General features: G+C 59.1%; 15 protein-coding genes. 6 read left to right on the plus strand and 9 right to left on the minus strand.

What is annotated here, in order from left to right; all coding sequences use genetic code 11:
• Positions 1-6: 6 nt before the first annotated feature.
• The gene (ptsP, locus tag FEZ62_RS10805; RefSeq protein WP_069902298.1) at positions 7-2286 is read left to right on the plus strand and encodes a phosphoenolpyruvate--protein phosphotransferase; all 2280 of its coding nucleotides are present in this window, start codon (positions 7-9) and stop codon (positions 2284-2286) included.
• A gap of 38 nt (positions 2287-2324) precedes the next feature.
• Here ptsP and FEZ62_RS10810 read toward each other — a convergent pair whose 3' ends face one another.
• Positions 2325-3071, minus strand: coding sequence for an NRDE family protein (locus tag FEZ62_RS10810; protein WP_172927650.1), 747 nt, complete (start codon positions 3069-3071; stop codon positions 2325-2327).
• Positions 3072-3284: 213 nt separating this feature from the next.
• Between FEZ62_RS10810 and FEZ62_RS10815 the strand changes: the two genes are divergently transcribed.
• From FEZ62_RS10815 to FEZ62_RS10830, 4 genes are all read left to right on the plus strand, one after another.
• A complete protein-coding gene (locus tag FEZ62_RS10815; RefSeq protein ID WP_172927651.1) occupies positions 3285-4067 on the plus strand; it encodes a sulfite exporter TauE/SafE family protein in 783 nt (260 codons plus the stop codon).
• A gap of 124 nt (positions 4068-4191) precedes the next feature.
• Positions 4192-4998 carry a prolipoprotein diacylglyceryl transferase gene (lgt, locus tag FEZ62_RS10820; protein ID WP_150548108.1) on the plus strand — a complete coding sequence of 269 codons (807 nt, stop codon included), beginning with the start codon at positions 4192-4194 and terminating at the stop codon, positions 4996-4998.
• A gap of 95 nt (positions 4999-5093) precedes the next feature.
• The gene (locus FEZ62_RS10825) at positions 5094-5888 is read left to right on the plus strand and encodes a thymidylate synthase (RefSeq protein ID WP_172927652.1); all 795 of its coding nucleotides are present in this window, start codon (positions 5094-5096) and stop codon (positions 5886-5888) included.
• A 138-nt stretch (positions 5889-6026) separates the two neighbouring features.
• Positions 6027-7091, plus strand: a complete 1065-nt coding sequence (locus tag FEZ62_RS10830) for a transporter substrate-binding domain-containing protein (RefSeq protein ID WP_345940439.1) — start codon at positions 6027-6029, stop codon at positions 7089-7091.
• On the opposite strand, the gene FEZ62_RS10835 is transcribed toward FEZ62_RS10830, so the two are convergent.
• Both FEZ62_RS10835 and FEZ62_RS10840 read right to left on the minus strand, forming a co-directional pair.
• Complete coding sequence (locus FEZ62_RS10835) at positions 7088-8485, minus strand: GTPase/DUF3482 domain-containing protein (RefSeq protein ID WP_069902303.1); 1398 nt, start codon at positions 8483-8485, stop codon at positions 7088-7090. The genes FEZ62_RS10830 and FEZ62_RS10835 overlap by 4 nt on opposite strands.
• Positions 8478-9869, minus strand: a complete 1392-nt coding sequence (locus tag FEZ62_RS10840; protein ID WP_172927653.1) for a DUF2868 domain-containing protein — start codon at positions 9867-9869, stop codon at positions 8478-8480. The genes FEZ62_RS10835 and FEZ62_RS10840 overlap by 8 nt, the downstream gene beginning before the upstream one ends.
• A gap of 555 nt (positions 9870-10424) precedes the next feature.
• On the opposite strand from FEZ62_RS10840, the gene FEZ62_RS10845 reads away from it, so the two are divergent.
• Complete coding sequence (locus FEZ62_RS10845; RefSeq protein ID WP_172927654.1) at positions 10425-10940, plus strand: dihydrofolate reductase; 516 nt, start codon at positions 10425-10427, stop codon at positions 10938-10940.
• Positions 10941-12633: 1693 nt separating this feature from the next.
• Here FEZ62_RS10845 and FEZ62_RS10850 read toward each other — a convergent pair.
• The 6 genes from FEZ62_RS10850 to FEZ62_RS10875 all read right to left on the minus strand — a co-directional run bounded on the left by FEZ62_RS10850 (position 12634) and on the right by FEZ62_RS10875 (position 20798).
• On the minus strand, positions 12634-14016 hold the full coding sequence (locus FEZ62_RS10850) for a uracil-xanthine permease family protein (protein ID WP_090514246.1): 1383 nt from the start codon (positions 14014-14016) through the stop codon (positions 12634-12636).
• 164 nt (positions 14017-14180) lie between these two features.
• Positions 14181-16028: a dihydroxy-acid dehydratase gene (gene ilvD, locus FEZ62_RS10855; protein ID WP_172927655.1), complete on the minus strand. Its 1848-nt coding sequence runs from the start codon at positions 16026-16028 to the stop codon at positions 14181-14183.
• A 311-nt stretch (positions 16029-16339) separates the two neighbouring features.
• Positions 16340-17191, minus strand: coding sequence for an ABC transporter permease (locus FEZ62_RS10860; RefSeq protein ID WP_172927656.1), 852 nt, complete (start codon positions 17189-17191; stop codon positions 16340-16342).
• A gap of 3 nt (positions 17192-17194) precedes the next feature.
• Entirely contained in the window at positions 17195-18427 is a 1233-nt protein-coding gene (locus FEZ62_RS10865; protein WP_172927657.1) for an ABC transporter permease, read from the minus strand.
• 99 nt (positions 18428-18526) lie between these two features.
• Complete coding sequence (locus FEZ62_RS10870) at positions 18527-19600, minus strand: ABC transporter substrate-binding protein (protein ID WP_090514236.1); 1074 nt, start codon at positions 19598-19600, stop codon at positions 18527-18529.
• 79 nt (positions 19601-19679) lie between these two features.
• Positions 19680-20798: an ABC transporter ATP-binding protein gene (locus FEZ62_RS10875; protein ID WP_069902311.1), complete on the minus strand. Its 1119-nt coding sequence runs from the start codon at positions 20796-20798 to the stop codon at positions 19680-19682.
• Positions 20799-21050 lie beyond the last annotated feature (252 nt).

Consider the following 21050-nt stretch of genomic DNA (forward strand, 5'->3'; position numbering starts at 1 on the left):
CGAGCCATGCTCAATACGCTGCGCAAAATTGTCCAGGAAGTAAACGCCGCCAAGGATCTCAAGTCGGCGTTGGGCATTATCGTGCAGCGCGTAAAAGAGGCCATGGGCAGCCAGGTCTGCTCGGTTTATTTGCTCGACCCGGAAACCAATCGCTTTGTGCTGATGGCCACCGACGGTCTTAATAAGCGTTCTATTGGCAAGGTCAGCATGGCCCCGAACGAGGGTCTGGTGGGTTTGGTCGGTACGCGCGAAGAGCCGCTCAACCTCGAAGATGCCGCCGCTCACCCGCGTTATCGCTACTTCGCTGAAACTGGCGAGGAGCGTTATGCCTCATTCCTCGGTTCACCGATCATTCACCATCGTCGGGTGATGGGTGTTCTGGTTATCCAGCAAAAAGAGCGTCGCCAGTTCGATGAGGGTGAAGAAGCCTTCCTTGTAACGATGAGCGCGCAGCTTGCTGGGGTAATCGCTCACGCTGAAGCCACCGGTTCGATTCGCGGTCTGGGGCGACAGGGTAAAGGTATTCAGGAGGCCAAGTTCGTCGGCGTGCCGGGTTCGCCAGGCGCGGCAGTGGGCACGGCTGTAGTTGTGCTACCTCCCGCAGACCTGGAAGTTGTACCGGACAAACATGTAGACGACGTTGAAGCTGAATTAGCGCTGTTTTCGACCGCATTAGAAGGTGTTCGCCGTGATATGCGCGCACTTTCGGCGAAAATGGCCACACAGTTGCGCAAGGAAGAGCGCGCACTGTTTGATGTTTATCTGATGATGCTCGAAGACGCCGCCCTCGGTAATGAAGTGGTCAAGGTCATCAAGACCGGCCAGTGGGCGCAAGGCGCATTGCGCCAGGTTGTGAGCGAGCACGTTAATCGTTTTGAATTAATGGATGACGCCTACCTGCGTGAGCGTGCATCCGATGTAAAAGATCTCGGGCGGCGTTTGCTGGCCTATCTGCAGCAGGCGCGCCAGCAGACGCTTACCTATCCCGACAACACCATTCTGGTCAGTGAAGAACTGTCGCCGTCGATGCTCGGCGAGGTTCCGGAAGGCAAGTTGGTCGGTCTGGTCTCAGTACTCGGTTCGGGTAACTCGCACGTGGCCATTTTTGCCCGTGCCATGGGTATTCCGACGGTGATGGGTGCGGTTGATCTGCCGTATTCGAAGATCGACGGCATTCAGCTGATTATCGACGGTTATCACGGCGAAGTATTCACCAACCCCAGTGAGTTGCTGCGCAAGCAATACGCCGATGTGGTTGAGGAAGAGCGTCAACTCAGTCAGGGCCTCGATGCGCTGCGTGCGTTGCCGTGTGAAACCCTCGATGGCCACCGCATGCCGTTGTGGGTCAATACCGGCTTGCTTGCCGATGTAGCCCGGGCGCAGGAGCGTGGCGCCGAAGGTGTTGGTTTGTACCGCACCGAAGTGCCGTTCATGATCAACGAGCGCTTCCCCAGCGAAAAAGAACAACTGGCGATTTACCGCGAGCAGTTACAGGCCTTCCATCCGCTGCCCGTGACCATGCGCAGCCTGGACATCGGCGGTGACAAAGCGCTGTCGTATTTCCCGATTAAAGAAGACAACCCGTTCTTGGGCTGGCGCGGCATTCGCGTGACCCTCGATCACCCGGAAATCTTCCTGGTGCAAACCCGTGCCATGCTCAAGGCCAGTGAAGGGCTGAACAACCTGCGGATTCTGCTGCCGATGATTTCCGGCGTTCAGGAGCTTGAAGAAGCCCTGCACCTGATTCACCGGGCGTGGGGCGAGGTGCGTGACGAGGGCACCGATGTGCCATTGCCACCCATCGGTGTGATGATCGAAATCCCGGCGGCGGTTTACCAGACTCGTGAATTGGCGCGTCAGGTCGACTTCCTCTCGGTCGGCTCCAACGACCTGACCCAATACCTGCTGGCCGTGGACCGCAACAATCCACGCGTAGCGGACCTTTACGACTTCTACCATCCGGCCGTGCTGCAAGCGCTGATGAAAGTGGTCGAGGACGCCCACGCAGAAGGTAAGCCGGTGAGCATTTGCGGCGAAATGGCCGGTGATCCGGCGGCAGCTGTGCTGCTGACCGCGATGGGTTTTGATAGCCTGTCGATGAACGCCACCAACCTGCCCAAGGTCAAGTGGCTGTTGCGTCAGGTGACCATGACCAAGGCTCAGGATTTGTTGAGCAAGGTAATGAAAATCGACAACCCACACTTGGTCGACAGTACCTTGCAACTCGCGCTGCGTAATCTTGGCCTCGGCCGCATGATCAACCCGGCGTCAGATATCCAGGCGTAACCCTGCGTTTGAAAAAGTCGGGCGCAACGCCGCCCGACTTACAACGCCAGTGTCACCTCACCCAACTTTGCCCCATGCGGGCCAAAACTGCGCTCAAGCAATTGTCGCTGGCCATTGGCGTGGCTGATCAGCACGGTGGTGGCGCGGGTGCCGTAATTGGCGCTGGCGATAAACATGCTCGACAGCAGTCGCTCGGTCGCAATCCCTACGCCGGTGTGCGGCAAGCGACTGTCATCGGGTTGGCTGCCGTCATGCATCAGCTCTGCCAGCGGTTCGAGTTGCGGTTGATCCAGTAGCTCGGCAAGCCCGTGGCGAGCGTGTTGCACCTTCGGCCAGGGGCTGTCGAGGTCTGCGTTGGATAGGCCATAGACGCCTGCCTCCAATACGCGGAGTTGGCCTGTCTGCGAGTTCAGGTGGCACATCTGCTGTTGGTCTGCGACCAGCAGATTAAAACCTGAATAGCTCTCACCCGAGCGGATCAGTTCAGTCAGGTAGTCTTCAGGGCTCGCCTGGCCGAGCAGAAACGCCGCCGGCAACTCACCGCGCGAGCGCAGCCCTGGCGTCAGGGTCAGGTCGCGAATATTGGTCAGTGCCGCAAAGCGCCCATTTGGGCCAATACCGAGCCAGGTTCCACCGGCTTCCAGATCACGCCCGCCATACACGCCAGGCGCTTCTGGCCATTGCGCCAGCGCAGCGCTCGGGCGCGCATAAAACTCGTCACGGTTGGCCGCGACAATCAGGGGTTGAGCGTGGCCGGGCCGCCAGGCAAAAACGATCAGGCACATGAACAAACTCCTTGGGTCAATTTGGCAATGCGTTCCGCCAGCACAATCGGCAGACACGCTTATCCGGGTTCCTGTTCATTTGAAAATACGTGCTTCAACCGCCCAGCGTCCAGCATTCAATTGCTCTGCCTGATCAGCCCTCAGCACTTGCGGGTTCGACTAGAGCCACGTCTGTGCATCCGTTAACATGCGTCTTCGTTATCGGGGGTGAGCATGGAACTGTTGATGTATTTATCGCTGGGCGCGGCGGCCGGGGTTCTGGCCGGTCTGTTTGGCGTAGGTGGCGGAATAATCATCGTTCCGGTGCTGGTTTTAAGCTTCAAAGCGCAGGGTCTTGCCCCCGAGATTCTCACGCATCTGGCGATTGGCACCTCGCTGGCGACGATCATTTTTACCTCGATCAACTCGGTACTTGAGCATCACCGCAAAGGCGCAGTGCTCTGGCCGCTATTTGTCTGGATGCTGCTGGGCATCTGCCTCGGAGGCCAACTCGGGAGCATGACCGCTGCGCTGCTTAACGGTGAAATGCTGCAAAAGATTATCGGGGTTTTCGCCCTTGTGGTTGCGGTGCAAATGAGCCTGCAACTCAGGCCCAATCCCAGCCGTGTTGTGCCGGGCAAGGTCGGGCTGACGGGCGCCGGTGTGGTTATTGGCTGGGCCTCGGCAATATTTGGTATTGGTGGCGGCACATTGACCGTGCCATTTTTGACCTGGCGCAGCGTGCCCATGCAAAAAGCCGTGGCCACATCAGCTGCCTGTGGCCTGCCAATTGCCGTTTCCGGCGCCGTCGGTTTTATGTGGAACGGCTGGAACAACCCGCAGCTTCCCGAATGGAGTGCAGGCTTTATTTACCTGCCGGCGCTGGCGGGTATCGCCATCAGCAGCATGTTTTTCGCCCGTGTTGGCGCGCGGCTGGCGCATCGGTTGTCACCGCTGATGCTCAAGCGGTTGTTTGCGCTGCTGCTGTTCTCGGTGGGTGTGAATTTCTTGCTGTGATTCTGGTCTGAAACTGCTTGATTGGCGCTTATGGTTTTCGCCAGTTACTGTCACTCTGGCGTAAACTGCGCACCGTTAATTTATTGCCTGGCCTGATATTCGCGAAGGCACTGAGGAGTTTTGAATGCTGCCTTACCCGCAGATTGATCCGGTTGCTCTGGCCATCGGCCCCCTGAAGATTCACTGGTACGGCCTGATGTACCTGATCGGCATTGGTGGTGCCTGGCTGTTGGCGTCGCGCCGGTTGCATGACTTTGCGCCGACCTGGAGCAAGGAGAAGCTCTCCGACCTGGTGTTCTGGTGCGCGATGGGCGTGATTCTGGGCGGCCGTCTGGGGTATGTGCTGTTTTACGACCTGTCGTCTTACATCGCCAACCCACTGCTGATTCTCGAAGTGTGGAAGGGCGGCATGTCGTTCCACGGCGGCTTTATCGGCGTGATGTTGGCGGCGTGGCTGTTCGGCAAACGCAATAACAAGAGCTTCTTCGAGCTGATGGACTTTATCGCGCCGCTGGTGCCGATTGGTCTGGGCGCTGGGCGCATCGGCAACTTCATCAATGCTGAATTGTGGGGCAAGGCAACGGATGTGCCGTGGGCAATGGTCTTCCCGACCGACCCGCAGCAGTTGGCGCGCCACCCGTCGCAGTTGTATCAGTTTGCCCTTGAGGGCGTGGCACTGTTCACCATTCTCTGGTTCTACTCGCGCAAGCCGCGCCCAACCATGGCAGTGTCCGGCATGTTTGCCATGTGCTACGGGATCTTCCGCTTTATTGTCGAGTTCGTCCGTGTGCCGGATGCACAGCTGGGCTATCTGGCGTGGGGCTGGCTGACCATGGGCCAGGTATTGTCGCTGCCGATGATTCTCGGCGGTCTGGGCCTTATCGCCTACGCTTACCGCCGTCAGTCGCCCGCTGCCGCCAACTCGCACTGAGAAGGCTCAAGCTCAAGTAAAATGCTCGATTAAACCTTTGTGCTGACCGATTGGACCCAGTCGGTCAGCGCCGATGGCACGTTTGCGGAGTTGTAATGAAACAGTATCTCGATCTGATGCGTCTGGTGCGCGAAACCGGCACGTTCAAGAGTGATCGCACCGGCACCGGCACCTACTCGGTGTTTGCCCATCAGATGCGCTTCAATCTGGCGGATGGCTTTCCCTTGGTGACCACCAAGAAGTGCCACCTCAAGTCGATTATCCATGAGCTGCTGTGGTTCCTGCAGGGCGACACCAACATCCGTTACCTCAAGGAAAACGGTGTGCGCATCTGGGACGAGTGGGCCGATGAAAACGGTGATCTTGGCCCGGTGTATGGCTATCAGTGGCGCAGCTGGCCTGCGCCCAATGGCCAGTCGATTGATCAGATCAGCAAGCTGATCGAAATGATCAAGACCAACCCGGATTCGCGTCGCCTGATCGTCTCAGCCTGGAACCCGGCGCTGGTTGATCAAATGGCGCTGCCACCGTGCCACGCGCTGTTCCAGTTCTACGTCGCGGATGGCAAGTTGAGCTGCCAGCTGTACCAGCGTTCGGCGGATATTTTCCTCGGCGTGCCATTCAATATCGCCAGCTACGCGCTGCTGACGCTGATGGTCGCGCAGGTTTGCGGGCTGCAACCGGGTGACTTCATCTGGACCGGAGGCGACTGCCACCTGTACGCCAATCACATCGAGCAGACCGACTTGCAGCTGACGCGTGAGCCGCTGCCATTGCCGCAGATGAAACTGAATCCGGCGGTCACCAACCTGTTCGATTTCAAGTTCGAAGATTTCGAGTTGGTAGGCTACGAAGCACATCCGCACATCAAGGCCGAAGTCGCGGTCTGAGTCACTCCAGCGCTGCATTCGCAGCGCTTTCAGGCACGGGTTGTCGGCGCCTTTTCGGCGCCGTCGATGATCAGCGGGCCGGTCACTTGGCACAAATTTGTTACCCTGAGACTTTGATTGTCTGCAAGGAACGGGTTTGTGTTGAGGATTTTGAGCGTAATTCTGTTGTGCCTGATGGGCTCTCCAAGCTGGGCTGCAGAGCCTGAAAAGCCGGTACTACGGGTCGGTATCAGCGAAGTCCCACCATTTGTAATCCACGAAGAAAATGGCAATTGGCGCGGGATCAGCGTCGATCTTTGGCAGGATATTGCCAAGTCGCTCGACTATCAGTTCGAGCTGGTGCCCATGCAATTCGGCGAATTATTGCCCAGCCTCGAAGCCAATCAGTTGGATGTGGTGATCGGCGCGCTGACCATGACGGCCGAGCGCGAAGAGAAACTCGACTTCACTCACCCGTTTTATCAAACCGGCCTGGCCATTGCCGTGCCTAGAGGTGAAGACTCGGCTGGCTGGAACGCGCTCAAGGGTTTGTTCTCGTGGCAGTTCTTCAGCCTGGTGTTGGGCCTTGCAGGTTTGCTGTTGTTGGTGGGCGCACTGCTCTGGGCGTTTGAGCGCCGTCGCAACAAGGACCAATTCGGTGGTAACCCGGCTCAGGGGCTTGGCAACAGCTTCTGGTGGGCTGCTGTGACCATGACCACGGTGGGTTATGGCGACAAGGCGCCGGTGACCATGGGTGGCCGCCTGATTGCGATTGTCTGGATGTTTGCGGCGTTGATCATGGTGTCGACCTTTACCGCTGCCGTGACCAGCACGCTGACGCTGGGCGGTCTGCACAGCGGCATTCAGGGTGTCGATGACTTGCGCCGCTCGCATGTCGCGACTATCGACAAAACCATCAGTGCGCGTTATCTCGACAGCCAGCGGATTCGTAACAGTCGTTACCCGGATGTACTCAGCGGTATGCGTGCGGTGCAGGACGGCGAGGTCGATGCGATGGTTTATGACCTGCCGATCATGCAGTTTCGTAATCGCCAACTGGAGAAGGGCGAGCTGAACATTCTGCCTGGCACCTTCGAAAATCAGGCCTACGCCATTGCCGTGGCCAGTGGCAGCAAACTGCGTGAGCCGATCAGCCAGGAAGTGCTGCGCATTACCAACAGCGATGAGTGGCCGAGAATGCAGGAGCTCTATCTGGGACGCTAAACCGGTTGGCGTTTGGCCGCGTCTTTGAGCAAGCGCGCGGCCAGATCATCAACCTCGGCGCGCCGCTCTGCCGTGTCGCGCCAGTTGGCGTTGCCAATGCTCGACCATTGCGGATACGCCCGGGCATTGTTCAGGGCGTCGGGTAGTTTGCCATCACGCCAGGCGGTGTCTTGCGGTGCGGCCAGTTTCACTGCATCGACCGCCGCGTGGCCCCGGCTATTCAGAGCGTCGAGGAGCATCTGCTGACGCAATGCGAGCAGGCGCAATACTGCATCATCCACAGTTAACTCGCGCTCGCCGCGCAGCTTGCCTTTGAGGCGCGAACCGTAGTTGCGCAAGGTTTGCGCGCTGCCACCGACGATGGCCCCAAGTGCCGCCGCTGCGCCCAGTGTCAGGCCGCCGAGCAGTAAATCTATGCCCGCGCCAGTGGCTGCGCCTGCCGCCATGCCGCCGCCCACCTTGACCCCTAACTGCTTGAGTGTTTGCGGGTTAAACAGATCGTCTCCCCAGCGTCCGTCGAGCAGTGGCAAGTCTTGCGAGTGAGCATCTTGCGGGCGAAATGCGTAGAGCCGCAGGAGCGCCTCAACGCAGTTTTGTTCTCGCAAGCGAATACTCTGGCGCAACCCTTCGATTGCAGCCTTTTCTGCGGCTGGTTCGGCCGGCACGCTGCGTCGACACGCCGCGCAATCAATCAACAGTTCAGCAATCAGGCGCATACCCGCTTCGCGGCGGGCCTGACGTTGAGTGTTGTGGTCATCAACAAGGCGCTGCAGCTTGGGCCGGGCTTTTTCCAGCAACAGTGCCAGGCTCTCATACAGCCGCTGCTCGCCATCTTCCGGTGGCGCCACGCTGTCAAACCGCACCAGTGCATGCAAGCCGAGGCGGGCCAGCGCCTCGCGCCATTCCGGCTCGCGGTGGGCGTCGTTGGCGACGAAGTTGAGCACCGGCAGTAACGGCCGGCCGCACATGGCCAATACAGTTAATTCATCACGATATTTGGCCAGCACGGGTTCGCGTGCATCAATCACATAAAGGCCGGCATCGGAGGCCTGTAACTGGCGCAGCACTTTAGCCTCTTGCTCGAAACGCTGGCGCGCTTCACTGCTGTCGAGAAAACGCGCCAGTCGCGCCGGGCCATCCAGGCGTTCGCCGGGTCGATCCAGACGCTCAAGGTAGTCGAGTAGCGCAATTGCATCCTCAAGGCCAGGCGTGTCGTACAGCTCCAGCAGCGGCTCACCCTCGACCGACAGGCGTGCGCCTTCTACGTGGCGGGTGGTGCTGGGCCGATGCGAGACTTCGCCAAAGCCAACATCGCGGGTCAGGGTGCGCAGCAACGAAGTCTTGCCGACATTGGTGTGGCCCACCAATGCCAGTGTCAGCGGCTTGTTAGTCATGGCCTGTCTCCAGCCATTTCAGCGGTGCGCTATCGGCATGAGGCAATTGCAGTTTATCGAGGGCGCTGTGCCAGTCGCTCAGGCGATCGCTGTCGAGCGCTTCACCCGCGGGCGGTTGCAGTAACCAGATGCGTGTGGCGCCGGCGCTGCGGCTGAGTTCGCCAATCAGCGCCAGACTGCCCCGGTCTGGCGAGCGGCGAGGATCGCAGGCGATGGCCAGGCGTGCGGGCGGGAAGCGGCTGAGTTGTTCGAGCAGGCGCTGGCGTTGTTCGCGCGTGTCGATCATGCCCGCATCAACGACGCCTTTGGGCAGGCGACTCGGCGGCCACTGTCGACGGCTGTCGAGTTCTATCGCCAGCACAATGGCCTCATCGCTGGTATTCAGCGCATTGCCCGCATGGTTTTGATGCAGTTGTTCAGGCGCGGCGTCATTGATGCCAATGCGCTCGCTGCTGGGTTGCAAGCGCTCACGCAGCAAGCTGTAGGCAGGCAGGCTGGTATCAAGCTCGAGGTTTTTGCAGCCGCTGAACCAGCGCCATGCGCAGCCGAGTATGAGCAGCAGGCGCGGGATAATGCCATACACCAACACGACGCCGACCAGCCAGCCGGCCCAGATTTGGCGGGCCGATTCGCTGATCAATTCACTGTTGCCGCTGGCGCTTATCAGCTCGGCATCGGGCAGGCTGAAGCCAAACAATGCTGGCAGCGCGCCGATTGTCTGGGTCAGCGCGGTGAAGGTCTGGCCACCCAGAATGGTGCTTTCCCAGACAAAGCCGAAGCGGCGGGTGGCGAGCATCAGCAGCAGTGTGAGCAAGGCGCTGGACAGGGTAACCAGCCAGAATCCATTGGTCAGCATGCCCAGCGCCCAACGGCTGAGTCGCTGGCGTTGCAGTACAATCATCAACGCCGGCGCCAGTTGCGCGGCCTGCGCATCGCGGGCGAATTTCTCACTCAGCCATAACCACAAGCGGCCCAGTGCTCCACCGCCTCCGGCAAACAGCAAACCAAGCAGCCAGCCGAGCAGCATTATCAAATTCAGTCCAAGCAAGCTGCCAAGCGCCCAGAACACGTTTACCGGTCGACTGCCATCGCCCAGCGCCGCCACAGCCAGCCCCGCGCCGCTGATAATCGCCAGCAACAGCATGGCCAATAACGCCAATCGTGCGCCCTGTATCCAATGCCCCAGCGCACGCAATTGGCCATCGCGCTCGGCGAGTATCAACGCGCGCGCGTGCAGACGCTCAGTGAAGTCACCGCCAGCGGCGCGCACCCGGCGGTTGGCCTCGCTGTCTTCCAGCGGGCCGGTGTGTTCTTCACGCAGGCGGATAGTCTCGGTCAGCCACAGGCGTTTGAGTTTGTTTGGAGGCGTTGAGGCGTCAGTCACACGGCTTCTCAAATCAGAATGATGTCCTCAGCATAACCCCTGATACGGCGTTGGGCTAAATCTTGATGAGCCGAATGGATTGGGAGCCAGGCTTTCGACAACCCGGACTCACGTGTTACCACGCCCGCGAAAAATACCATCACAAGCACGATCGCAATCCACATCCCGCAGACCGCCATGACGGATTAACCTGCGGTTCATCCATCCTCCGCACCCACCGGCATCACCCCGTTCCCACGCCGTACGAGATCCGGAGGATGGATAGCCCCTACGGGGCAATCCGTCAGGCGATGTTGGCCACACCATATAATTCCCCGCGATGGATTATCGCCGCCGCCATCACCACCGCGCCCACCGGCATCACCTCGCTCCCACGCCATACGAGACCCGGAGGATGGATAGCCCCTCCGGGGCAATCCGTCGGGCGATATTGGCTACACCATATAATTCCCCGCAACGGATTATCGCCGCCCCGACCCGCGCGAAAATCACAAGCCAACCCCGCGTTTCAGGGCAATATGGCCGGATTATTAATGCCTCTGATATGCTCGCCAGATGAATAAATTACTCCCCCTCAGCTTGATCGCCGCACTCGCGGAAAACCGCGTGATCGGTCGTGACAATCAATTGCCGTGGCACTTGCCGGCAGACCTTAAACACTTCAAGGCGATGACGCTCGGTAAGCCGATCATCATGGGCCGTAAAACCTGGGACTCGCTGGGTCGCCCATTGCCGGGCCGGCTTAACCTGGTGATCAGTCGCCAGAGCGGCTTGCAGTTGGAAGGCGCGGAAGTGTTCGCTTCGCTGGATGAGGCGCTGGTGCGGGCCGATGCCTGGGCGCGTGAGAAGGGCGTCGATGAATTGATGCTGATTGGCGGTGCGCAGTTGTATGAGCAAGCCTTAAAGCAGGCCGATCGCCTTTACCTGACGCGCGTGCAGCTTAGCCCCGAGGGCGATGCATGGTTTCCGGAAGTGGATCAGGCCGACTGGCAACTGGCGTCGAGTGATGCGCATGAGGCCGGTGAAGCTACTCCGGCGCACATCTTTGAAACCTGGCTGCGTCGCGTCTGAGTCTTTGCGGTCTTGCGGATACGATTCCGGCTCGTTTGTGGAATTGATTTTCAGCGCGGTGGTGACGGTGAAAATCCGTTGCGGGGAATTATGCGGTGTGGCCAATATCGCCCGACGGATTGCCCCGCAGGGGCTATCCGTCCTCCGGGGGGCGTTCGGTGTGAGAGCTTGGTGATGCCGGTGCGTGTTCTCAACGGAGGATGGATAAACCGCAGGTTAATCCGTCATGGCGGTCTGCGGGATACAACGCCGAATCGTTTGCGGGTTTGATTTTTTTGCGCGGTGGCGACGGTGAAAATCCGTTGCGGGGGATTTTGCGGTGTGGCCTGTATCGCCTGACGGATTGCCCCGAAGGGGCTATCCATCCTCCGGATTTCGTTCGGCGTGAGAGCTTGGTGATGCCGGTGCGTGTTCTCAACGGAGGATGGATAAACCGCAGGTTAATCCGTCATGGCGGTCTACCGGATACAACACCGAATCGTTTGCGGGTTCGATTTTTCGAGCGGTGGCGGCGGTGCAAACCCGTTGCGGGGGATTATGCGGTGTGGCCATTATCGCCCGACGGATTGCCCCGCAGGGGCTATCCATCCTCCGGATTTTGTTCGGCGCGAGAGCTTGGTGATGCCGGTGCGTGTTCTCAACGGAGGATGGATAAACCGCAGGTTAATCCGTCATGGCGGCCTGCGGGATACAACGCCGAGTCGTTTGTGGGTTTGATTTTTCGCGCGGTGGTGACGGTGAGAGTCCTTCGCGGGGGATTATGCGGTGTGGCCATTATCGCCCGACGGATTGCCCCGTAGGGGCTATCCATCCTCCGGGTGTTGTCAGGCGTGAGAGCGTGGTGATGCCGGTGTGTGTTCTCAACGGAGGATGGATAAACCGCAGGTTAATCCGTCATGGCGGTCTACCGGATACAACGCCGAATCGTTTGCGGGTTCGATTTTTCGAGCGGTGGCGGCGGTGCAAACCCGTTGCGGGGGATTTTGCGGTGTGGCCTGTATCGCCTGACGGATTGCCCCGCAGGGGCTATCCATCCTCCGGGTGTTGTTCGGCGTGAGAACGTGGTGATGCCGGTGCGTGTTTTCAACGGAGGATGGATAAACCGCAGGTTAATCCGTCATGGCGGTTTACCGGATACAACTCCTAATCGTTTGCGGGTTTGATTGGTTGCGCGGTGGTGACGGTGATAATCCGTTGCGGGGGGTTATGCGGTGTGGGCAATATCGCCTGACGGATTGCCCCGTAGGGGCTATCCATCCTCCGGGTGTCGTCAGGCGTGAGAGCGAGATGAGCCGGTGCGTGTTCTCAACGGAGGATGGATAAACCGCAGGTTAATCCGTCATGGCGGTCTGCGGGATACAACGCCGAATCGTTTGCGGGTTTGATTTTTCGCGCGGTGGTGGCGGTGATAATCCGTTGCGGGGGATTATGCGGTGTGGGCAATATCGCCTGACGGATTGCCCCGTAGGGGCTATCCATCCTCCGGGTGTCGTCAGGCGTGAGAGCGAGATGAGCCGGTGCGTGTTCTTAACGGAGGATGGATAAACCGCAGGTTAATCCGTCATGACGGTCTGCGGGATACAACGCCGAATCGTTTGCGGGTTTGACTTTTCGCGCGGTGGTGACGGTGAAAATCCCTCGCGGGGGATTATTTGGTGTGGCCTGTATCGCCTGACGGATTGCCCCGTTGGGGCTATCCATCCTCCGGTTTTTGTTCGGGCAGAAACCAGTTGAGCAGCAAGGCGCTGATGCCGCCAGTGGCTACGCCGGATTCCAGTACGTTACGCAGCGCCGCTGGCATGTGCGCCAGAAACTCAGGCACTTGCGATACGCCGAGGCCCAGCGCCAATGACACCGAGATAATCAGCAGTGCGCGGCGGTCGAGTTGGATGCTCGCGAGAATATTGATGCCCGATGCTGCAACGGCGCCAAACATGACCAGCGCGGCACCGCCCAGAACCGGCTCGGGCACTGCCTGAATAACCCCGGCAACGCTGGGGAACAGGCCGAGCAATACCAGCATGGCCGCGATCCACAAGCCTACGTGGCGGCTGGCCACGCCGGTCAGTTGAATCACGCCGTTGTTCTGGGCGAATACCGAGCTGGGGAAGGTGTTGAACACACCAGCCAGCAACGAGTTGGCGCCATTGACCAATACGCCGCCCTTGATGCGTTGCATCCACTCGGGGCCATCGACCGGCTTGCCGGAGATTTTGCTCGTGGCGGTGATGTCGCCAATGGCTTCCAGCGAGGTCACCAGATAAATCACCAGCATTGGAATAAACAGCGCCCAGGAGAAACCGAGGCCGAAGTGCAGCGGCACCGGCACTTGGAATACGGCAGCTTGATGCATGCCGGTGAAGTCGAGGCGGCCCAAATAAGCGGCCATCAGATAACCCACGGCGAGGGCGATAACAATTGCGCAACTGCGCATCCACACCACGGGGATGCGGTTGAGCACGACGATGATCGCCAGCACCGTGCCGGAGAGCATCAGGTTCTCGGCATTGGCGAAGGTGCCATTGCCCATCGCCGTGAAGCCACCGCCCATGCTGATAAGGCCGACTTTGATCAGTGTCAGGCCGATCATCAACACCACAATGCCGGTGACCAGCGGTGTGATCAGGCGCTTCACAAACGGCAGGATGCGCGACACGCCCATCTCGACAAACGAGCCGGCGATGACCACGCCGAAAATCGCCGCCATCACCGCTTCCACCGGTGTGCCTTGCTTGACCATCAAGGCGCCGCCGGCAATCAGCGGGCCGACGAAGTTGAAGCTGGTGCCCTGCACAATCAGCAAGCCGGCGCCGAACGGGCCGAAGCGCTTGCACTGAACGAAGGTGGCGATACCGGAAATCACCAGCGACATCGACACGATCAGGTTGGTGTCACGGGCAGAGACGCCCAGCGCCTGACAGATCAACAGGCCCGGTGTGACGATAGGCACAATGATCGCGAGCAGATGCTGGAGTGCGGCAACCAGGGCAATAAAGGGTTTGGGCTTGGCATCAGGGCCGTAGACCAACTCGCTCTGAGTCGATTCAGAAGAGGGGGGATTCGCCAGAGAAGTCATGCTGTCGTCCGCAAAAAAGCGGCGATTCTACAGAACTGGCAGGGATCGGACGATGTTTCACTGACTGGAGGTCAGGCAGGGGATTGCCATGACGGGAAACCCGGCAAGCTGAATGTTCCGTCCTCCAGCTTAACTGGAGGACGGAATCCGTTTACGGCGGGCTGTTACGGCACCAGTTTTTCCAGCAATGCCTTGTCGCGTACCGCACCTTTGTCGGCGCTGGTGGCGAGCAGGGCATAGGCCTTGAGCGCGGTGGTCACCTTGCGTGGGCGATGCTCGACGGGCTTCCAGCCTTTTTTGTCTTGCTCGACACGGCGCGCAGCCAGTTCTTCATCGCTGACCAGCAAGTTGATGCTGCGCTTGTGGATATCGATGAGGATCTTGTCGCCTTCCTGCACCAGACCAATGGCGCCGCCAGCAGCGGCCTCTGGTGAGGCGTGGCCGATTGACAGGCCGGAGGTGCCGCCGGAGAAACGACCGTCGGTGAGCAAGGCGCAAGCTTTACCCAGACCTTTGGATTTCAGATAGCTGGTTGGGTAGAGCATTTCCTGCATACCCGGGCCGCCTTTCGGGCCTTCGTAGCGGATGATGACGATATCGCCTTCTTTGATTTCGTCATTGAGGATGCCCCTGACGGCGCTGTCCTGGCTTTCGAAAATCTTGGCGCTGCCTTCAAACACGTGGATCGACTCGTCTACGCCTGCGGTTTTGACCACGCAGCCGTCGAGGGCGATGTTGCCGTAAAGCACGGCCAGGCCGCCTTCTTGCGAGTATGCGTGTTCAACGCTGCGGATGCAGCCGTTTTCACGGTCGTCATCGACGGTGTCCCAGCGCGTCGACTGGCTGAATGCAGTCTGCGTCGGGATACCGGCAGGGCCGGCGCGGAAGAAGGTGTGTACGGCTTCTTCCTGAGTCTGAGTGATGTCCCACTCGGCAATCGCCTCAGCCATGCTCGGGCTGTGGATGGTCGATACGTCGGTGTGCAGCAAGCCGCCACGGGCCAGCGAACCGAGGATCGAGAAGATCCCGCCTGCACGGTGAACGTCTTCCATGTGGTACTTCTGGATGTTCGGCGCCACTTTGCACAGCTGCGGAATCTTGCGGGACAGGCGATCAATGTCGCGCAGGTCGAAGGCCACTTCGCCTTCTTGCGCCGCTGCCAGCAGGTGCAGAATGGTGTTGGTCGAACCGCCCATGGCGATGTCCAGACTCATGGCGTTCTCGAACGCCTTGAAGTTGGCGATGTTGCGCGGCAGTACCGAGGCGTCGTTCTCTGCGTAGTAACGCTGGCATAGCTCAACAGCCAGGCGGCCAGCGCGCAGGAACAGTTGTTCGCGGTCGGCGTGGGTGGCCAGCGTCGAGCCGTTGCCCGGCAAGGCCAGACCCAGCGCTTCCATCAGGCAGTTCATAGAGTTGGCGGTGAACATGCCCGAGCAACTGCCGCAAGTCGGGCAGGCGCTGCGCTCGTATTCGGCGACTTTTTCATCCGATGCGCTTTCGTCAGCGGCGATGACCATTGCATCGACCAAGTCGAGACCGTGGCTGGCCAGCTTGGTTTTACCGGCCTCCATTGGGCCGCCAGAAACAAATACCACCGGGATGTTCAGGCGCAAGGCAGCCATCAACATGCCGGGGGTGATCTTGTCGCAGTTGGAGATGCACACGATGGCGTCGGCGCAGTGAGCGTTGACCATGTATTCCACGGAGTCGGCGATGATCTCGCGGCTCGGCAGCGAATACAGCATGCCGTCGTGGCCCATGGCGATGCCGTCATCGACGGCGATGGTGTTGAATTCTTTCGCCACGCCGCCGGCTTTTTCGATCTCGCGGGCGACCAGTTGGCCCATGTCTTTGAGATGCACGTGGCCGGGCACGAACTGGGTGAACGAGTTGGCGATGGCAATAATTGGCTTCTTGAAATCCTCGTCCTTCATGCCAGTGGCACGCCAAAGGGCACGGGCGCCAGCCATGTTGCGGCCGTGGGTGGAGGTTTTCGAGCGGTAATCAGGCATGACGGGTTCCTGCAGCAAATATCGGTTGGCGGGAGCCTGTAAAAACAACTGTTGCGGGTAACGCAGTGGTTTTTACAAGCGCCCTCATATACGTAGGGTGAGCCGGGTTCAGGCCCAAAGCAAACGGAAATTTCCGGTGTTGGTCTGAGGTCGTGGGTGGCGCAGGGTGAGCGCGTGACGACCAGCTCCGCCGAGGTGTGGCAGGAGACCTCAGATTCTAATCCCAGCAGGCGGTTGGGCGAAAGGGTTGTGGCGACTTACGGGCGGCTGCGCACCGGCAAAATTGCTCTGCCGGTGCACGGCTCGCTTGATCAGGCCTCGACTCCGCGCAAGCGGGCGGAGCGGCGGCGCAGCAGTTCAATGGTCACCAGCATGATGATCGAGAGAATGATCAGCAGGGTCGCAATCGCCAGAATGCTCGGATTGATCTGCTCGCGCAGCCCCGAGAACATCTGCCGTGGAATGGTGCGCTGTTGCGGCCCGGCCATGAACAGAATCACCACGACTTCATCGAACGAAGTGATAAAGGCGAACAGTGCGCCGGAAATAACGCCGGGGCGAATCAGCGGCATGATGATGTCCCAGAACACCCGCACTGGCCGGGCGCCGAGATTAAGGCCGGCGCGCACCAGCGAGTAGTCAAAGCCTGCCAGCGTGGCGGTGACGGTGATGATCACGAATGGTGTGCCGAGGGCAGCGTGAGCCAGAATCACCCCGAGGTAGTTACCGGCCAGGCCCAGATCTGAGTAGAAGAAGAACATGCCGGCGGCGGTGATGATCAGCGGAACAATCATCGGCGATAACAGCAACGCGGTAATCAAGCGCCGCGCCGGCATGTCATCACGCGCCAGTCCCACGGCTGCGCAGGTGCCCAATGCTGTGGCGATAATGGTGGCGCAGATGCCGATGAAGAAGCTGTTCTTGATTGCCAGCACCCACTTCGGATCACTGAAAATCGCGCTGTACCAGCGCATTGAATAGGCTTCTGGCTGAAACGTGAGCATGCCTTTGGTGAAGCTGAAAAAAGGTTCGACGTTAAACGACAGCGGAATAATCACCAGAATCGGCATGATCAGAAAGAACAGCACCAACCACGAGGTGCTCTTCAGCAGCCATGTGCCGAGGCGATACCAAAAACCAAAATACGCGGGAGCCTTGGCCATTGTTTAACCCAACTTGATATTGCTGGCGCCGACGAAACGGTCGTACAGCCAGTAGAGCAACAGAATCAGCGCGAGCAGTAACGAGCCCAGTGCGGCGGCCAGTTCCCAGTTGTTCGAGCGCTGCATGTGGAAGGCGATGATGTTGCTGATCATCTGGCCGTCGGTGCCGCCGACCAGCGCCGGGGTGATGTAGTAACCCACCGAGATGATGAACACCAGCAAGGCGCCAGCGCTGAGGCCGGGCAGGGTCATCGGAAAGTAGATTTTCGCAAACGCCGGAATCGGCTTGTCACCCAGCGACATCGCGGCGCGCATATAGCTGGGGTCGATGCCGCGCATCACGCTGTACAGCGGCAGAATCATGAACGGCAGCAGAATGTGGGTCATCGCCACCACTGTGGCAAACGAGGTGTAGAGCATCTCGAATGGCTCGTTGGTCAAGCCGACGCCCATCAGGAACGAGTTGATCACGCCGTTGGTTTGCAGCAGTGCAATCCATGCGGTGGTGCGCACCAATAATGAAGTCCAGAACGGCAGCAACACCAGCACCAGAAGCAGGTTGGCGCGGTTCTCGGAGAGGCCGGCAAGGTAATACGACAGCGGATAGCCGAGCGCGGCGCAGAGCAGGGTAATCACCAGCGCCATGGTCAGCGTCTTGCTGTAGAGCTGCAGGTAGATCTGCGTCTCTTCACGCACCTGAATGCCTTTCTCGGGATTGAGCTCAAGGTCCAGCGCGGTGAGGTAATAGTCGTAGGTGTATTCGGCGCCAGCACGTTTAACCGCATACCAGAGGTCGCTGCGTTGCCACTTGGGGTTGGCGGCCAGCACGGTGGCCGCACCCTTGGTTGTCAGGTCGTCGCCCTTGAGCTTGCCGACCTTGCGCGCGGTGGACTTAACCACGCTGGACATACCGGTATACGCGCGGTTGAACTCTTCGGCCAGCTTGCCGGACAGGCGTTCTTTGGCCAGCCCGTTGAGCTCAACGGCAAAAATTTGCAGGGTTTGCTGATCGGGAGTGGCTTTGCCATCCCAGTTTTCCAGTGCCGCGAGGGTTTCGGGAATCAGTTCGGCGACAGTCGGGTGATGCACACTGCGCCAGAGCATGCTGGCGATGGGCGCGACAAACGTCAGCAGGATAAACACCAACAGCGGCACAACGAACATAAACGCAGTGATGCGTTTCTTGCGCTGAGCGCTAGCGGCCTGTCGGGCTTCGGTGGTGGATAACGATGACATTTAGCGGCTTCCAAACACGGTGCAAGGCGGTTGAGTCGTTACAGCGGCGGGTGCTGCAATCAGCCGGGTAATGCGCCCGGCTGATTGCAGGTCAGGCTGTTACTTGAGCAGCCATTCGTTGAATTTTTCACCCAGCGACTCGCCGTAGTCCGCCCAGAACTCCGAGCCTGCACGGATACCCGCGTCGAGGTGCGCAGTTGGCAGGTGCGGCGCTGCTGCCGGGTCCATCATCGGCGCAGAAGACTTGCGGGTCGGGCCGTAGGCCACATCGCTCATGCCAGCCAATGGCTTGGACTGAGTGGCGTAGGCGATGAATTTGAAGGCCAGATCTTTCTTCGGTGAGCCTTTCAGTACAGCCCAAGCGTCGAGGTCATAAACGTGGCCGTCCCAGACGATCACGAATGGCTTGCCTTCTTTACGGATCGAATCGTAGAAGCGACCGTTAGCCGACTGCACCAGAACTGCGCCGCCATCGTTGAGCAACTGTGGAGCCTGCGACCAGGAGTCGAACCAGACGATGTCTTTCTTGATGGTGTCGAGTTTCTTGAACGCGCGTTCCTGACCTTCAGGCGTGGCCAGCACTTCGTAGACTTCTTTCGGTGCTACGCCGTCAGCCAGCAGTGCCCATTCCATGTTTACTTGCGGACGTTTGCGCATGGCGCGTTTGCCCGGGATCTTGGCCGTGTCGAAGAAGTCGCCAATGCCAGCAGCCTTGGTGTCGCCGATGGTTTTTTCGTTGTAGGCATACACCACGGACCAGACGATGTTGCCGATCGCGCACTCGCTCGACAGTGCATCCGGGATGAAGTCTTGCTCGGCTGGGGTGCCGTCTACGCCCGCGGGCAGAATGTCACGCGGGATCGTTTCCAGCAGGCCTTCGGAACAGGCGCGCTCAAGGTCGATTACCTCGACGTCGACGACATCCCACTGAATATTGCCGGACTCAACCTGCGCCTTCATTTCAGCCACACCGCCCGAGTAATCCTCGAACAGCACTTTGGTGCCGGTGTCTTTCTGGAACGGATCAATCATGTGCAGCTTTTGAGCTGCGCCATATGCACCGCCCCAAGACACTACGGTCAAACTGTCTTCGGCGTGCGCGCCAACCGACGCCAGGCCCAAGGCCGCCGTCAGGGCGAAAGTGGATATGCTGGTGCTCAGTGATCTAGCCATTGCAGTGCTCCATTGCCTATTTTTATGTGTGTAATCCATGAAAATACTGCGTCAGGAATTACCGGGTTGCTTGTTCAACTCAAGTGGTTTTCTGCGGTGCAGGCCGGTCCAGCGCCTGACTGTCTTGCGCAAGCCAGGCCAGAGCGACTTCTTCTTGGGCGCTGAATTGCGGGGCTGAACTGTCGTTCAGGTTCTTTACCACCAACTCCGAACCGTCGGCGGTTTCGAACTGGTAGCGAATGTATTCACCGACATAGTGGCGAGCCACAAAACGCGCCTTGATCTGATTACAGGCGCCGCCAAGACGGTCGGTAAAGGTGAGCTTTTCCGGGCGTACCGAGATTGTCGTCGGCGCGCCAATCTCGGTGCAGTTGGCTTTGAGGCTGCTGACCTCGGCCCCATCTGCCAGGCGCACGGTAACGGTCTCGTCACCGACCTCGGCAATAGTGCCCATGATCTTGTTGCTCTCGCCGATGAAGTCGGCCACGAACAGATTCGCCGGGCGTTCATAGAGCACGTGCGGTGCGGCGCATTGCTGGACGATGCCGTTGTTGAATACGGCAATCCGGTCCGACATGGTCAGCGCTTCGGTCTGGTCGTGGGTGACGTAGATGACGGTGAAGCCGAGTTGGTCGTGCAGGCGTTTGATCTCGAACTGCATTTGCTCGCGAAGCTTTTTGTCGAGTGCGCCGAGCGGCTCGTCCATCAGCACGATATCGGGGGCAAATATCAGCGCGCGGGCCAGTGCGACACGCTGGCGCTGACCGCCGGAGAGTTGCCCCGGATGCCGGTTGCCAAAGGCCTGCAGTTCAACCAGCGTGAGGTATTCATCGACCTTGGCGTTGATTTCGTCCTTGGCCATCTTGCGCACCTTGAGCGGGTAGGCAAGGTTTTCGCGCAGCGTCATGTGCGGGAACAGAGCGTACTGCTGGAACACCATGCCGATGTTGCGCTGGTACGGTGCGATGCTGGTGACCGAGCGGCCGTTGATGAGAATTTCGCCACTGGTTACATCTTCGAAACCGGCGAGCATCATCAGGCAGGTGGTCTTGCCCGAGCCGGAAGGGCCAAGCAGGGTAATGAATTCGCCCTTGGCTACATCTAGGTTGAAGTCTTTGACCACCAGCGACTTGTGGTCATAGGTCTTTTTAACGTTGGTGAATTGCAGGAACGGTTTGTCCCCAACCGGATCAGCCATACATCTCCCTAGCATTGAAGCAAAAGCAAATCCCGGCTTGTGGCCAAGACCTGACATTGGCGTCAGCAGTAGCGCAAAGCGGTCTGACATCTGACCTGCGATCTGCTGTTATTAATTAGATCAGTGCAATTACTACGCCAAGCCAAATGCATAAACGGTCTTGAGCGCTGCGTTACCGTTAAGGCTAGTCGGCACGAGGCATAACGCCAGTATGTATGTAGGAACAGGTAACAGTTTGGGCCATTAACGGGG

The organism is Pseudomonas sp. MS19, from assembly GCF_013277615.1.
Taxonomy (GTDB): domain Bacteria; phylum Pseudomonadota; class Gammaproteobacteria; order Pseudomonadales; family Pseudomonadaceae; genus Aquipseudomonas; species Aquipseudomonas marincola.

Excerpts from the sequence above, each read along its gene's own strand:
- FEZ62_RS10860 (WP_172927656.1), bottom strand. The coding sequence starts at position 17,191 with ATGGCCAAGGCTCCCGCGTATTTTGGTTTTTGGTATCGCCTCGGCACA.
- FEZ62_RS10870 (WP_090514236.1), bottom strand. The coding sequence starts at position 19,600 with ATGGCTAGATCACTGAGCACCAGCATATCCACTTTCGCCCTGACGGCG.
- FEZ62_RS10815 (WP_172927651.1), top strand. The coding sequence starts at position 3,285 with ATGGAACTGTTGATGTATTTATCGCTGGGCGCGGCGGCCGGGGTTCTG.
- lgt (WP_150548108.1), top strand. The coding sequence starts at position 4,192 with ATGCTGCCTTACCCGCAGATTGATCCGGTTGCTCTGGCCATCGGCCCC.
- FEZ62_RS10810 (WP_172927650.1), bottom strand. The coding sequence starts at position 3,071 with ATGTGCCTGATCGTTTTTGCCTGGCGGCCCGGCCACGCTCAACCCCTG.
- FEZ62_RS10845 (WP_172927654.1), top strand. The coding sequence starts at position 10,425 with ATGAATAAATTACTCCCCCTCAGCTTGATCGCCGCACTCGCGGAAAAC.
- ptsP (WP_069902298.1), top strand. The coding sequence starts at position 7 with ATGCTCAATACGCTGCGCAAAATTGTCCAGGAAGTAAACGCCGCCAAG.
- FEZ62_RS10825 (WP_172927652.1), top strand. The coding sequence starts at position 5,094 with ATGAAACAGTATCTCGATCTGATGCGTCTGGTGCGCGAAACCGGCACG.
- FEZ62_RS10865 (WP_172927657.1), bottom strand. The coding sequence starts at position 18,427 with ATGTCATCGTTATCCACCACCGAAGCCCGACAGGCCGCTAGCGCTCAG.
- ilvD (WP_172927655.1), bottom strand. The coding sequence starts at position 16,028 with ATGCCTGATTACCGCTCGAAAACCTCCACCCACGGCCGCAACATGGCT.
- FEZ62_RS10850 (WP_090514246.1), bottom strand. The coding sequence starts at position 14,016 with ATGACTTCTCTGGCGAATCCCCCCTCTTCTGAATCGACTCAGAGCGAG.
- FEZ62_RS10835 (WP_069902303.1), bottom strand. The coding sequence starts at position 8,485 with ATGACTAACAAGCCGCTGACACTGGCATTGGTGGGCCACACCAATGTC.
- FEZ62_RS10875 (WP_069902311.1), bottom strand. The coding sequence starts at position 20,798 with ATGGCTGATCCGGTTGGGGACAAACCGTTCCTGCAATTCACCAACGTT.